Source organism: Mucilaginibacter boryungensis, from assembly GCF_015221995.1.
GTDB classification, from domain to species: domain Bacteria; phylum Bacteroidota; class Bacteroidia; order Sphingobacteriales; family Sphingobacteriaceae; genus Mucilaginibacter; species Mucilaginibacter boryungensis.
Genome location: NZ_JADFFM010000002.1, coordinates 1,509,732 through 1,522,436 on the forward strand (window position 1 = coordinate 1,509,732; position 12,705 = coordinate 1,522,436).

11 protein-coding genes and 1 riboswitch are annotated in these 12,705 nt (G+C 44.7%); of the genes, 10 read left to right on the forward strand and 1 reads right to left on the reverse strand.

Annotation, left to right across the window (positions count from 1 at the left end):
* Nucleotides 1–100: 100 nt before the first annotated feature.
* The 4 genes from IRJ18_RS19570 (at nucleotide 101) to IRJ18_RS19585 (ending at nucleotide 4,427) form a co-directional block, all read left to right on the forward strand.
* The gene (locus tag IRJ18_RS19570) at nucleotides 101–2,296 is read left to right on the forward strand and encodes a transglycosylase domain-containing protein (protein ID WP_194107973.1); all 2,196 of its coding nucleotides are present in this window, start codon (nucleotides 101–103) and stop codon (nucleotides 2,294–2,296) included.
* Nucleotides 2,297–2,369: 73 nt separating this feature from the next.
* Nucleotides 2,370–3,017: a YceH family protein gene (locus IRJ18_RS19575; RefSeq protein ID WP_194107974.1), complete on the forward strand. Its 648-nt coding sequence runs from the start codon at nucleotides 2,370–2,372 to the stop codon at nucleotides 3,015–3,017.
* Nucleotides 3,018–3,069: 52 nt separating this feature from the next.
* Nucleotides 3,070–3,978: a glutamate--tRNA ligase family protein gene (locus IRJ18_RS19580; protein WP_194107975.1), complete on the forward strand. Its 909-nt coding sequence runs from the start codon at nucleotides 3,070–3,072 to the stop codon at nucleotides 3,976–3,978.
* Nucleotides 3,975–4,427, forward strand: coding sequence for a 3-oxoacyl-ACP synthase (locus IRJ18_RS19585; protein WP_194107976.1), 453 nt, complete (start codon nucleotides 3,975–3,977; stop codon nucleotides 4,425–4,427). The genes IRJ18_RS19580 and IRJ18_RS19585 overlap by 4 nt, the downstream gene beginning before the upstream one ends.
* Nucleotides 4,428–4,447: 20 nt before the next feature.
* On the opposite strand, the gene IRJ18_RS19590 is transcribed toward IRJ18_RS19585, so the two are convergent.
* Nucleotides 4,448–5,080, reverse strand: coding sequence for a hypothetical protein (locus IRJ18_RS19590; protein WP_194107977.1), 633 nt, complete (start codon nucleotides 5,078–5,080; stop codon nucleotides 4,448–4,450).
* A gap of 111 nt (nucleotides 5,081–5,191) precedes the next feature.
* Nucleotides 5,192–5,303: riboswitch (SAM riboswitch) on the forward strand.
* A 138-nt stretch (nucleotides 5,304–5,441) separates the two neighbouring features.
* On the opposite strand from IRJ18_RS19590, the gene metH reads away from it, so the two are divergent.
* The 6 genes from metH (at nucleotide 5,442) to IRJ18_RS19620 (ending at nucleotide 12,675) form a co-directional block, all read left to right on the forward strand.
* Nucleotides 5,442–9,152, forward strand: coding sequence for a methionine synthase (gene metH, locus IRJ18_RS19595; protein WP_194107978.1), 3,711 nt, complete (start codon nucleotides 5,442–5,444; stop codon nucleotides 9,150–9,152).
* Nucleotides 9,153–9,242: 90 nt separating this feature from the next.
* Nucleotides 9,243–10,199 carry a methylenetetrahydrofolate reductase [NAD(P)H] gene (metF, locus tag IRJ18_RS19600; protein WP_194107979.1) on the forward strand — a complete coding sequence of 319 codons (957 nt, stop codon included), beginning with the start codon at nucleotides 9,243–9,245 and terminating at the stop codon, nucleotides 10,197–10,199.
* Nucleotides 10,200–10,376: 177 nt separating this feature from the next.
* Nucleotides 10,377–11,420 carry an AI-2E family transporter gene (locus IRJ18_RS19605; protein WP_194107980.1) on the forward strand — a complete coding sequence of 348 codons (1,044 nt, stop codon included), beginning with the start codon at nucleotides 10,377–10,379 and terminating at the stop codon, nucleotides 11,418–11,420.
* Nucleotides 11,421–11,562: 142 nt separating this feature from the next.
* A complete protein-coding gene (locus IRJ18_RS19610) occupies nucleotides 11,563–11,829 on the forward strand; it encodes a YtxH domain-containing protein (RefSeq protein WP_194107981.1) in 267 nt (88 codons plus the stop codon).
* A gap of 66 nt (nucleotides 11,830–11,895) precedes the next feature.
* On the forward strand, nucleotides 11,896–12,240 hold the full coding sequence (locus IRJ18_RS19615) for a hypothetical protein (RefSeq protein ID WP_194107982.1): 345 nt from the start codon (nucleotides 11,896–11,898) through the stop codon (nucleotides 12,238–12,240).
* Nucleotides 12,241–12,252: 12 nt separating this feature from the next.
* Nucleotides 12,253–12,675 carry a hypothetical protein gene (locus tag IRJ18_RS19620; RefSeq protein ID WP_194107983.1) on the forward strand — a complete coding sequence of 141 codons (423 nt, stop codon included), beginning with the start codon at nucleotides 12,253–12,255 and terminating at the stop codon, nucleotides 12,673–12,675.
* The last annotated feature ends 30 nt before the right edge of the window (nucleotides 12,676–12,705 follow it).

Genomic DNA, 12,705 nt, shown 5'->3' on the forward strand with positions numbered 1-12,705 from the left:
TATTGATCCTGGCCTGCGTATAAAGTAAAGGAGGAAACATTTTATATATCCTAACGTTTGTATCGGTACATATTTCATTAGTTTTGACAAAATTTACCTGATGCACCGCCTCAACCCTAAATACATACGCATTGCCCTTATTACCATAGCCACCTTAGTGATGCTTTTGATCATCGGTGGTTTTATAGCCTATTCCAAGCGCGAAGCAATTCTTCAAAACGCTATCAGCAAAGCCAAGGTTAAAGCAAAAAAGGATTATAATTTAGATATAAAAATGGCAAGCCCTCATTTTACGGGGCTGGCAACAGTAGCATTTTCATCTATCACTATTGTGCCGCAAAACCGGGATAGCCTGCTTACCATTAACCATCTTGAGGTAAGCATAAAGATAATCCCATTAATATTCGGCAAAATGAAATTGGCCGAAGTGAATATGGAAACCGGCCACCTTAACCTAACCAGTATTAAGGGGGTTAAAAATTTTGATTTTATTTTTCACAAAAAAAAGGACTCGACGGCCGTCCGCAAAAAGGTTGACCTTTCAGACATAGCCGATAACCTGATCAACGAGGTTTTATATAAAATACCGGATGACCTGCAAATGAAAAGCTTTTTAATAAGCTATACCGATGATTCATCGCGGGTAATGCTTAATAGCACGGCAAGTATTAAAAGCGGTAAGCTAATGTCGACCATTAAGGTGAACAATAGCGATACTACCTGGCATTTTGCCGGTACCATGCACCCCAGCGATAAGAATATCGATATTAGCCTGTATGCCGATAAAGGTAAAATAGTTGTCCCTTATGTACAAAAACGCTTTCATGCCACAGTTAGTTTTGATACCGTAACTACAAGATTGAACAAGGTAGATAACAGCGGCGGCGAAACGCGTATTTATAGCACCCTATCGGCCCGCAATTTAGTTATTAACCAAAAAGCGCTGGCGGTAAATGATATTGTGATACCCCAGGGCGCCATTGATGCTAACATTTTTATAGGATCGAATTATGTATCACTGGATAGTTCATCGGTGATACGCCTTAAAAAACTGACCGCAACCCCGTATGTTAAATACACGCTTAACCCGGTAAAAATATATGAAGTTAAAGTAAATACCGGCTGGATAAATGCGCAGGACATGTTCGACTCTTTTCCGGGTGGTACGTTTGAAACACTGCAAGGCATACAAGTCGCAGGTAAACTGAATTATAAATTAAAGCTTTACCTGGACAGCAGTAATCCAAAAGATGTACAGTTTGATTCGCGCCTGGACAAGGATGGGTTTAAGATCATTAAATACGGCCGCACAAACTTCAGCAAGCTGAACGGCACATTTATAGATACGCCCTATGTAAAAGGTAAAGCCATGCCGCCGCGTATTATCGGGCCCGCTAATCCTAATTACACCCCATTAGAGCAAATATCGCCAGATCTGCGAAATGCGGTAATGACAGCCGAAGACCCAACGTTTTACACCAATAATGGTTTTGTGGAAGAATCTATCCGCAAATCTATAGCCACCGATTACATAGAGCATAAGTTTAAAAGAGGCGGCAGTACCATATCCATGCAGCTGGTAAAAAACGCCTTCCTTAGCCAAAAGAAGACGCTAACGCGTAAGGTTGAGGAGATGCTGATTGTGTGGCTGCTGGTTAATAACCATATTACTACCAAAAGCCGCATGCTCGAGGTTTATTTTAACATGATAGAGTGGGGCAATAACATTTATGGCATTGGCGAGGCTGCGCGCTATTATTTCGGTAAATCCCCGTCGGAACTTACCCTGGGCGAAAGTATTTACCTGGCCAGTATTGTGCCCAAGCCACGCTCGGGCCTGTACGCCTTTTTACCTGATGGTACCCTTAATCCGCGGTTAAGCTACTATTTTAATATTATTGGCAACCTGATGGAAGGTCATGGGTTAACAGCACACCGCGATAGCAGCGTGTATGGTTTATATACCGTGCGATTAAGAGAAAGCCTGCGCAGGCAAATTCACCCATCAGATACATCAAACTTTACCCGGTTAATGAAGGGAGGGGATGATGATGATAACGAGGCCGCTACTACGGCGGTAATTCCATCACCACCACCGGCGCCCGAGCCGGAAAAGAAACCGAACTTTTTCCAACGTTTATTTGGTGGCGGTAAAAAGAAAGACACTACTCAAAATAACGAGCCTAAACTTGATACCGCCGGCAAAACCAAAAAACAAATTCGTCAGGAATTGCGTGAACAGAAAAAACTGGAAAAACAGCGTCAAAAAGAATTAAAAGACAGGGGGTTATTATAACCCGGGAGACCCAGAGGCTCAATTTCAGATACAAAAAACTATATTGGCGCCCCAAAGCATTTATATTTAGCCAATGGATACTCCTAAAAGTTTGCCGGTATTAGACAGCATCGAACTGCGTGTGCTGGGGTCGTTAATGGAAAAGGCCCGTACCACCCCCGAATATTATCCTATGTCGTTAAACGGCTTAACGGCCGCGTGTAACCAGAAAACATCGCGTAAGCCAGTAGTGCAATATGACGAAGGAACTGTTGCCATAGCTTTAGATTCATTAAAAAAGCGTGGGCTGATATCTACAGCTACCGGAGGCTCAAGCAGGGCTGTAAAGTATAAACACAATTTCGCCATTGTATACCCTGTGTTGCCGCAGGAGGTTTGTATTATCTGCCTGCTGATACTGCGCGGTCCACAAACTCCCGGCGAGATCAATACTAATTCAGGCCGGATGTACGAGTTTGAATCGATTGATGAAGTGCAGCAAATATTAGAAAAGCTGGCAGCCGATGAACCGCCGTACTTAATGCAGCTACCACGCCGCCCGGGGCAAAAAGAAGTGCGCTATGCCCATTTGCTGGCCGGCGTGCCCGAGATTGGGGACGATGAACCGGATGCGCCTGTTGCCCACTCTGCCAGCGGATTGGAAGCTCGGGTAACTAAACTGGAGCAGGACTACGCTGAATTAAAAGAAGCTTTTGACAAGCTGATGAAAGAATTAATGTAGATTTAATACCCTTCTTTGGAGAGGGGGGTATCATCAATGTAAAAATCCGACGATGTCTATCCCGGCACAAACATCCAGCAAAACACGCATAGCCCCTACACCCAGTGGCTATTTGCATTTGGGGAATGTACTGTCGTTTGCTATAACAGTGGCACTTGCCAAAAAATACGGCGCTAAAATACTGCTGCGCTTAGATGACCTTGACCGCGACAGGGTAAGCCGGTTATATGTTCAGGATATTTTTGATACCCTTAATTTTTTAGAAATACCTTATGATGAAGGTCCGCGCGATTTTACGGACTACAAAAATAACTGGTCGCAAATTCACCGTATGGAAATGTATCAGGCGGCATTACAGCAACTGAAAGATAATAAATCCGTATTCGCCTGTACCTGTTCGCGTGCGCAAATTAGGAATAGTAATGTTAGTGATGCTTACCCCGGCACCTGCCTGCACAAAAACATAACGCTGGATACCGAAAATGCAAGCTGGCGGTTGAAGACAGATGCGACCGAATTGCTGAATATTAAAACCCTCCCCAATGAAGTGGTAAAAACTACTTTACCCGCAACTATGCAAAATTTTGTAGCGCGCAAAAAAGATGGTTACCCCGCCTATCAGTTAACTTCGGTTGCAGATGATGTTTTTTACGGGGTCGATTTGATAGTACGCGGGCAAGACTTGTGGGATTCTACCCTTGCACAAAATTATCTGGCCCCGCATATTGGCGCCGCGTCTTTCCGTGATGTTATCTTTTATCATCACCCATTGCTGATGGCATCCGGGAACGAAAAACTATCCAAATCGGCCGGGGCAACATCCATACATTATTTACGGGGAGAAGGCAAAAAGCCCCAGGATATTTATACCGGGATCTCAAAAATGCTTGGATTTGATGAGGCGGTTAAAAATTGGCAGGAATTAGCCGCCCTGCTTAATATATTTGCACCTGCCAAATGAACAATCTAAAACAACAACTCCACCAGCTTTGTAGCGAATTTGTGCAGCAGCGCATGGCCAACGCGCAACAGGCCATTCAATCGGCCGAGCAAAGTGCGGCCGAGGACACCAAAAGCAGCGCTGGCGACAAATATGAAACCGGCCGGGAGATGCTGCAGCAGGAAAAGGACAGGGGCATGGCCCAGCTAACCGAGGCGAACAAATTACTGGTAGCGCTCAATCGTATCAGTACCGCAGGCAAATCAACCAGGGTGGAAGAGGGCAGCGTAGTGAAAACAAATAACGGCAACTTTTACATCGCGGTAAGTGCGGGGGTTTTAAACTTAGCAGGCGAAAGCTATTTCGCTATTTCAGCCGCATCGCCCATTGGTTATAAAATGATGGGGTGTAAGGTTGATGATTGGTTTGAACAGAACGGAAAGAAGTATAGGGTGCTTGAAGTGATATAGGTAATTAAGCAGGCAGGCTGTTACCTGTGGTATGGCGCATTGTTGCTTTTATCTTCTGTTAAGTGGGTAATAGAAATATTGAATTCTTTGTTTACCAGATCTAAGGCCTCAAAAAAATCTTTAGCTTGCCAATAGTCTTTAGCCAGAGACGGGGCGTAAGTATAGGTATAAAAGCGAAATTTGTTTTTTGTTGCTACTTCAATATTACATGACAGGCCGTCGGTAAAGGTGATATTTTTATTGTTTATTGAAAAAAAATCCGGAAGGGTAAGTATCTGATGACTAAGTAATGTTTTGGAAAACACATTCCATCCGGATGCTGGCACCATGTTCCTATGCGTGTAGCTTGTCACCGAATCGCGTAAGCTTTGATATTTCCAGTCGGCATGAACATAATAATATTCAGCATCCCACCTATTCTTCCGGCATTTTAAAATGACCAGCTTTCTAACGTCTGTTAACGAATAATCATACCAGATACGAATTTGAATACCATCATAACCATGTTGCAGATCTTGCAATTTTAGGGCATGGTCCTTTTGCAGGTCGAGATCATACATCAGAATAAATTTGCCATTTGAATCTTTCGGTATATCAATTACTGTTTTGTTGAACCGGCGAGTGTTACACGCAGCAGATACCGTCAATAACATTATTGCTGCTATTATTAGTCTTAAACTATATAGATTGGTCATGCGTATGTACTATAACATAAAGCTAACAAACCTATTTGCAATTTACAGCCCTATTGTGCAACTTTGCACTGCTTATAGAGAAAGACGGAGGGATTAGACCCTGCGATGTCTTAGCAACCTGTACTTACAAGGTGCTACATTCTACTTACCGGCAAACAAAAGCCGATAAGACAGATAAGCGAAGGTCAAAATCAACACCCGACTTTTCGATATAAGCCGCTTTTTAAGTCTGAAGTTCTGAGTTTAAAGTCGTAAGTCAATACTGCTTTCCGATTTTAATACTTAAGGCTTTGTACTTAAGACTTACGACTCTCAAAGAATGGATATTAGAAAAGAATTAGAAAAACGCATCCTGGTTATTGACGGGGCAATGGGTACCATGATACAACGGTATAACCTTACGGAAGATGATTTCCGCGGGGAACGCTTTCGTGACCACCCTTCAGACCTGAAAGGCAATAACGACCTGCTGAACCTTACACGCCCGGATATAATTAAGGCTATTCACGCCGAATACCTGGATGCCGGTGCGGATATTATTGAAACCAACACCTTCAGCACACAGGTGATATCGCTGGCCGATTATCAAATGGAAGACCTGGCTTATGAAATGAGCTACGAGGGTGCACGCATTGCGCGTGAAGTGGTGGATGAATACAATAAAAAAACGCCTGAAAAGCCACGTTTTGTGGCTGGTGCCGTTGGTCCAACCAACCGCACCGCATCATTATCACCAGATGTGAACGATCCGGGTTACCGTGCTGTGAATTTTGATATCCTGGCCGATGCTTACTATACCCAGATACGGGGATTGGTTGACGGTGGCGCGGACCTGCTTTTAATAGAAACCATATTTGATACCCTGAACGCTAAAGCCGCCCTGTTTGCCGCTAAGCGCTATGAGGACGAATTACGCCAGAAAAACCCCGGCTATAAAGGCATCCCGCTGATGATATCGGGCACTATTACCGATGCCTCGGGAAGGACTTTATCAGGGCAAACCGTTGAGGCTTTCTGGGATTCCGTGCAGCATGCTAACTTGCTTTCGGTTGGGTTAAATTGTGCTTTAGGCGCTAAAGAAATGCGTCCGCACTTAGAGGAATTGGCAACCAAAGCCAATGTATATGTATCGGCTTACCCCAATGCGGGTTTGCCAAACGAGTTTGGGCAATACGATGAAGTGCCGCACGAGACTGCCCACCTGGTAGAAGATTTTATGGCCAGCAATATGGTAAATATTGTAGGCGGTTGTTGTGGCACCACCCCCGACCATATCCGGTGCATTGCCGAAAAAGCAGCGAAGCACCAGCCGCGCAAACGCCCGGAGATTGAACCCTATATGCGCCTGAGCGGGTTGGAAGCAGTAACCATTACCCCTGAAGCCAACTTTGTAAATGTGGGCGAACGCACCAATATTACCGGCTCACCAAAATTTAGCAAACTGATCTTAGCTGAAGATTTTGAAGGCGCGTTAACCGTTGCCCGCCAGCAGGTAGAAGGCGGCGCGCAGGTGATTGATGTGAACATGGACGAGGGAATGATCGACTCGGAAGCGACGATGGTGAAGTTCCTGAACCTGCTGGCCTCCGAACCGGATATTGCCAAGCTGCCTATCATGGTCGATTCATCGAAATGGTCGGTTATTGAGGCGGGTTTGAAATGCTTACAGGGGAAAGGTATCGTAAATTCGATCTCGTTGAAAGAGGGCGAAGAAAAATTTAAAGAATATGCCCGTAAAATATTAAGCTATGGCGCGGCTACCGTGGTAATGGCCTTTGATGAACAGGGACAAGCGGATTCGTACGAGCGACGCATTGAAATATGCAAACGCAGTTATGATATACTGGTAAATGAAGTAGGCTTCCCGCCGCAGGATATCATCTTTGACCCGAATATCCTGACCGTAGCTACCGGCCTGGAAGAACATAACAATTACGCGGTAGATTTTATAAAAGCTACCAAATGGATAAAAGAGAACCTGCCGTATGCTAAAGTAAGCGGCGGGGTAAGTAATATCTCGTTCTCTTTCCGCGGTAATAACAAGGTGCGCGAGGCCATGCACTCGGCATTTTTATACCATGCTATCAAAGCGGGTATGGATATGGGTATTGTAAATGCCGGCATGCTCGAGGTATACGAGGAAATTCCGAAAGACCTGTTGGAACTTGTAGAAGACGTACTATTGAACCGCCGTGCAGATGCCACCGAGCGACTGGTTACCTTTGCCGATACCATAAAGGGCGGCGGCGGCAAAGAGATCGTCCGTGATGAGGAATGGCGTAAAGGCACCGTGCAGGAACGCTTATCGCACGCGCTGGTAAAAGGGATTATTGAATACTTAGATGACGACGTAGAAGAGGCGCGTTTGGCCTACAGCAAACCGCTGGAAGTGATTGAAGGCCCGCTGATGGACGGGATGAACATAGTAGGCGACCTGTTTGGCGCCGGTAAAATGTTTTTGCCGCAGGTAGTAAAATCGGCCCGGGTAATGAAAAAAGCCGTGGCGTATTTACTGCCGTTTATTGAACAGGAAAAGCAACGGGTAATTGATGCCGGTGAAGATAGCAGCGGCAGCCGGGCTAACGCGGGTAAAGTATTAATGGCTACCGTTAAAGGCGATGTGCACGATATTGGTAAAAACATTGTGGGCGTAGTACTGGCCTGTAATAATTTCGAGGTGATAGACCTTGGGGTGATGGTGCCTGCACAAAAAATAATAGAAGAGGCAAAAAAACATCAGGTAGATATTATTGGGTTAAGTGGCCTGATCACCCCATCATTAGATGAAATGGTGCATTTTGCTAAGGAAATGGAACGTGAAGGGTTTACCATACCATTAATTATTGGCGGGGCTACCACCTCGCGCATCCATGCTGCGGTAAAAGTGGCTCCGCATTATTCGGGCGGCGCTATACATGTGCTGGATGCTTCGCGCAGTGTAACTGTTTGCAGCAGTTTAATGAACCGCGATAGCCGCGATGCGTATATCCAGGGCATAAAAGATGAATATGCAAAAGCCCGGGAAGCACATTTAAACAAAAAATCGGACAAGCGTTTTGCAAGTATTGAAGAAGCCCGTGCCAGCAAGTTTCAAATAAGCCTGGATGGCGATGTGGCGCCGAAGCCAACTTTTACCGGAACCAAAGTTGTAGAGGCCTTCCCATTGGAAGACCTGGTACCTTACATCGATTGGACACCGTTTTTCCACACCTGGGAATTAAGGGGCAGCTACCCGAAGATATTTGACGATAAATACGTAGGCACCGAAGCTAAAAAACTGTTTGATGATGCCCAGGTATTGCTGAATAAAATTGTGCAGGAGAAATTGCTGCAAGCTAACGGCGTAATCGGTTTTTGGCCGGCAAACAGCATAGGCGATGATATTGAATTATATACCGATGATAGCCGCAGCCAGGTGTTAACCACTATTTTCACCCTGCGCCAGCAAGGTGAAAAGGTTAAAGGCGAACCCTACTATGCCCTGGCCGATTTTGTAGCGCCAAAGGAAAGCGGCGTTCCTGATTATTTTGGCGGATTTGCGGTAACGGCAGGTTTGGGTTGTGATGAATTAGTGGCCGAGTTTGAACGCGACCATGATGATTATAACAGTATTATGGCCAAAGCATTAGCCGACCGTTTAGCCGAAGCCTTTGCCGAAAAAATGCACGAACTGGTACGTAAAGAATACTGGGGTTACAGCAAAGACGAGCAACTGGATGCCAACGGGCTGATCAAGGAAGAATACCAGGGTATCCGCCCTGCACCGGGCTATCCTGCCTGTCCTGATCATACCGAAAAGATCACTTTATTTGACATATTGAAGGCAGAAGATGCCGTCAAAATGCACTTAACCGAAAGCCTTGCCATGATGCCCGCGGCATCGGTAAGTGGGTTCTATTTTGCACACCCCCAGGCAAGATATTTTGGCTTAGGTAAAATAGGGAAAGACCAGGTAGAAGATTATGCCATCCGGAAAAGCATGCCGCTTGAGGATGTGGAACGCTGGCTGGGGCCGAATTTGAATTATTAAGCCCTGCCCCTGAAGGGGAGAAAAAGGGCTGCTATTAATATATTTGTAAACAACTAAACCAAATTCCCCCTTTAGGGGGTTAGGGGGCAAATGAAAATAACCGAACACTTAGCAAACGCCAAAGGCAAAACGCTTTTTTCTTTTGAATTGATACCGCCGTTAAAAGGCCAGAGCATACAGGGCATTTATGACGCTATTGACCCGCTGATGGAGTTTAAGCCGCCATTTATTGATGTAACATCGTTGCGCGAGGATTATATTTATAAAGAGCATGAAAACGGCTTGCTGGAAAAGCTGAGCTACCGCAAACGCCCGGGTACTATTGCTATTTGCGCGGCTATTATGAATAAGTACCACGTAGATACCGTGCCCCATTTATTGTGCGGTGGTTTCACTAAGGATGAAACAGAAAATGGCTTGTTCGACCTGCAATTTTTAGGTATAGATAACGTGCTTGTACTACGCGGCGACGCCCGCCGTGGGGATACTTCATTCATCCCGACACCTAATGGCCATAATTATGCTACCGACCTGCTGCAACAGGTAGTAAATATGAACAACGGTATTTACCTGCACGAGCATGCCGAGGACAACCTGAAAACTAATTTCTGCATAGGTATTGCGGGATATCCCGAAAAGCACTTTGAGGCCCCCAACATGAAAACGGATTTCAAATACCTGAAAATGAAAGTTGATATGGGTGCGGAGTTTATTGTTACCCAAATGTTTTTCGATAATCAGAAATACTACGATTTTGTAAATAACTGCCGCGCTAACGGCATTAACGTGCCTATTATACCGGGACTGAAACCGCTGGCGAATACTAAGCAATTAATAGGGCTGGCCAAAACCTTCCATATTGATATGCCTGAAGATCTGTGTGACGCGGTGCATGCCTGCAAATCGGAAAAAGAAGTTAAAGACCTGGGTATAGAGTGGACCATTAACCAATGCCGCGAACTGATAAAATTTGGCGCACCTGTCCTGCATTTCTACACGATGAGTAACGCCGGGCCAACTAAACGGATAGCCGAAGCGATATTTTAACTGTGTTGAAGGGGGTAAAAACGATTACCCAATCATGGCTTTAAGGGTCGCCAACAATCGCTTAATAGCGGGTTTTATTACACGGTAAATACTGGGATAGACCTAACTTAGGGTTATCTCAAAACATTTCACCGGTTTTTTGTTTCTTCTTGTAGAAGAAATTTTTTACTGTTTTAAATGTCCGTTTTTACCCATAAGCAGCGTAATAATATTACCCTGATCAGCATTATTGTGCTGGGCTGCTTATTGTTTTATGCGCTTACAGATCTGTTCAGCTCCATACTGGGCGCTATTGTTTTATACACCATTTTTCGCCCGCTTTATCTGTATCTGGTGGAAGGGCGTGGCTGGAATAGATCCCTTGTGGCGGTTATACTTATCCTGATCTCTGTCATCGTAGTAGTTATCCCTTTCCTTACGTTAAGCTTTATGATGATCAATAAAATATCATCGTTAAACCGCAATACTTTCCCAATAGAGGAATGGTTAGGCAAGCTGGACCATTTTGCCGGATCGAATTTTAAACAACCCCATTTTGTCGACAGTATCATGTTAAAGGTAGGCGGCCTGGCAACCGACTTGTTCCCATCTATAATAGGCAGCGCGGTCAGTATCGTTATCACCCTGCTGGTCATGTACTTTTTATTATATTTTATGTTTGTGCAAATGCGCGGGTTTGAGGCAGGCCTGCTGCGCTACGCCCCCTTTCGCGAGCAGCATGCAATGAAGTTTGCAGTTGCGTTGCGTAATGCTACCTATTCAAACGTATTGGGACAGGGTATTATCTCCATAGTGCAGGGCATATTGCTGGCCAATGGTTTTTGGATAGCCGGTATCCCCGACCCTGTGTTTTGGGGTGTAATAGGTGCCTTTATTTCGTTTTTGCCGGTGGTTGGGGCGCCAACGCTATGTATCCCGGCTGCTATTATTATCATCATAAACGGACATACACTTAAGGGTGTATTGCTGCTTGCTTACGGAGTATTATTTATTGGCAACGTAGATAATGTGTTGCGGATGATCATTAATAAGCGTTTGGCCAATACGCATCCCATTATTTCTATCATTGGGGTATTTATTGGTATCCCGTTGTTTGGTATATTAGGGCTGGTTTTTGGGCCCGTATTATTATCGTACTTTTTGCTGCTGGTAGAAATTTATGAAACAAACACCCTGGCTGCCGAACGGCTGGAGCGGATAAAAACCGGGCCGGATAGTTAAAATGGAAAATGCTATATTGTATTTAGCCTTTAAATAATTACCATACTTTGACAGGGGCCTTTACGTTTAAGAAACAGATAAAAGCCATATTTGAAAAAAACCAATAATAAAAACAATTGTTCAACTTAAAAATTATAATACTATGAATGATAACTCAAAGGTAGTTGTTGCTTTGCTTGCCGGATTAGCAGCAGGAGCAGCGTTAGGTATATTATTTGCCCCTGATAAAGGAACTGAAACCCGTGATAAGCTTAGCGAATCGTTAAAAAACCTGGGCGATTCTATTAAAGAAACAGCCGCTGCTGAAATTGACAACCTGGTTGGCCTTAAAGACAAAGTTGTAGAAAGTATTAAGAACAAAGTGAAGGGCGCGGAAGAAGAATATCAGGACGATCTGGAACACGCCTGAATATAAAATATTAATCCCGTTCGGAGAGGTACAACCTGGGCGGGATAAATTATTAACTACATCCGCATGGAAGAAAAAGACAAAAATGAACAGCCGCCTATAGCCGACCAGGTAAAAGAATACCTGGAAACCTACGTTAAACTGGCGCGCCTAAAGGCTATAGAACGGGGCACATCTATATTTGCCAGCATTGCTACCGACCTGTTTATTATACTGGGCCTTGCCATGACCAGTTTGTTTGCCAGTATTACATTGGCATTATTCCTGGGGAGTGTGCTTCATTCCTACTGGCAGGGCTTTGGGTGTGTAGCATTCATATACATTGTCGTTATTATATTGGTCGTGTTGTTCCGCAAAAGCCTGCATCGCCCCATTGTGGATGCATTGATAAAAAAACTATTTAAATATTAACGCGATATGGATATGCGAATCAGAAATATTGATGACCTGCGCAGCGAGATATCGCGGCTTAAAGAGGCCGAGCAACAACAAAAAGCCGCTATTGGCGCACGGTTTAACGGTCCCGGGGCTATATTTTCAACCGTTATGTCGCTGTTCCCCAAAACGGCGGCAACCGAGGCCTTTAAAGGGCAGGATATGCTGGGCCTTATTTCGCGGGTAGCCTTGCCTTTTGCTTTAAACAAAACGCTGTTCCGCAATTCTAATCTTTTGATAAAAGCCATAGTGGGTATAGCCTCGCAAAAGGCATCTCATTTTATCAGCGAAGATTCGGTTGGCGGATTGTTTGATAAAGCCAAATCGCTGCTCAGCAAAATTGGTATAGGCAAAAAGGAAAAAAGCCCCAAGGCAAAAGACCTGCAGGGCTTTGGCATCCCGCCAATGTAATTAGTTTGACGCAGGTATGTATAAACCCGG

What these genes read in the sequence shown, in the direction of transcription:
- IRJ18_RS19605 (WP_194107980.1), top strand. Translation starts at nt 10,377, where the DNA reads ATGTCCGTTTTTACCCATAAGCAGCGTAATAATATTACCCTGATCAGC.
- IRJ18_RS19620 (WP_194107983.1), top strand. Translation starts at nt 12,253, where the DNA reads ATGCGAATCAGAAATATTGATGACCTGCGCAGCGAGATATCGCGGCTT.
- IRJ18_RS19615 (WP_194107982.1), top strand. Translation starts at nt 11,896, where the DNA reads ATGGAAGAAAAAGACAAAAATGAACAGCCGCCTATAGCCGACCAGGTA.
- IRJ18_RS19580 (WP_194107975.1), top strand. Translation starts at nt 3,070, where the DNA reads ATGTCTATCCCGGCACAAACATCCAGCAAAACACGCATAGCCCCTACA.
- IRJ18_RS19590 (WP_194107977.1), bottom strand. Translation starts at nt 5,080, where the DNA reads ATGTTATTGACGGTATCTGCTGCGTGTAACACTCGCCGGTTCAACAAA.
- metH (WP_194107978.1), top strand. Translation starts at nt 5,442, where the DNA reads ATGGATATTAGAAAAGAATTAGAAAAACGCATCCTGGTTATTGACGGG.
- IRJ18_RS19585 (WP_194107976.1), top strand. Translation starts at nt 3,975, where the DNA reads ATGAACAATCTAAAACAACAACTCCACCAGCTTTGTAGCGAATTTGTG.
- IRJ18_RS19570 (WP_194107973.1), top strand. Translation starts at nt 101, where the DNA reads ATGCACCGCCTCAACCCTAAATACATACGCATTGCCCTTATTACCATA.
- IRJ18_RS19575 (WP_194107974.1), top strand. Translation starts at nt 2,370, where the DNA reads ATGGATACTCCTAAAAGTTTGCCGGTATTAGACAGCATCGAACTGCGT.
- IRJ18_RS19610 (WP_194107981.1), top strand. Translation starts at nt 11,563, where the DNA reads ATGAATGATAACTCAAAGGTAGTTGTTGCTTTGCTTGCCGGATTAGCA.
- metF (WP_194107979.1), top strand. Translation starts at nt 9,243, where the DNA reads ATGAAAATAACCGAACACTTAGCAAACGCCAAAGGCAAAACGCTTTTT.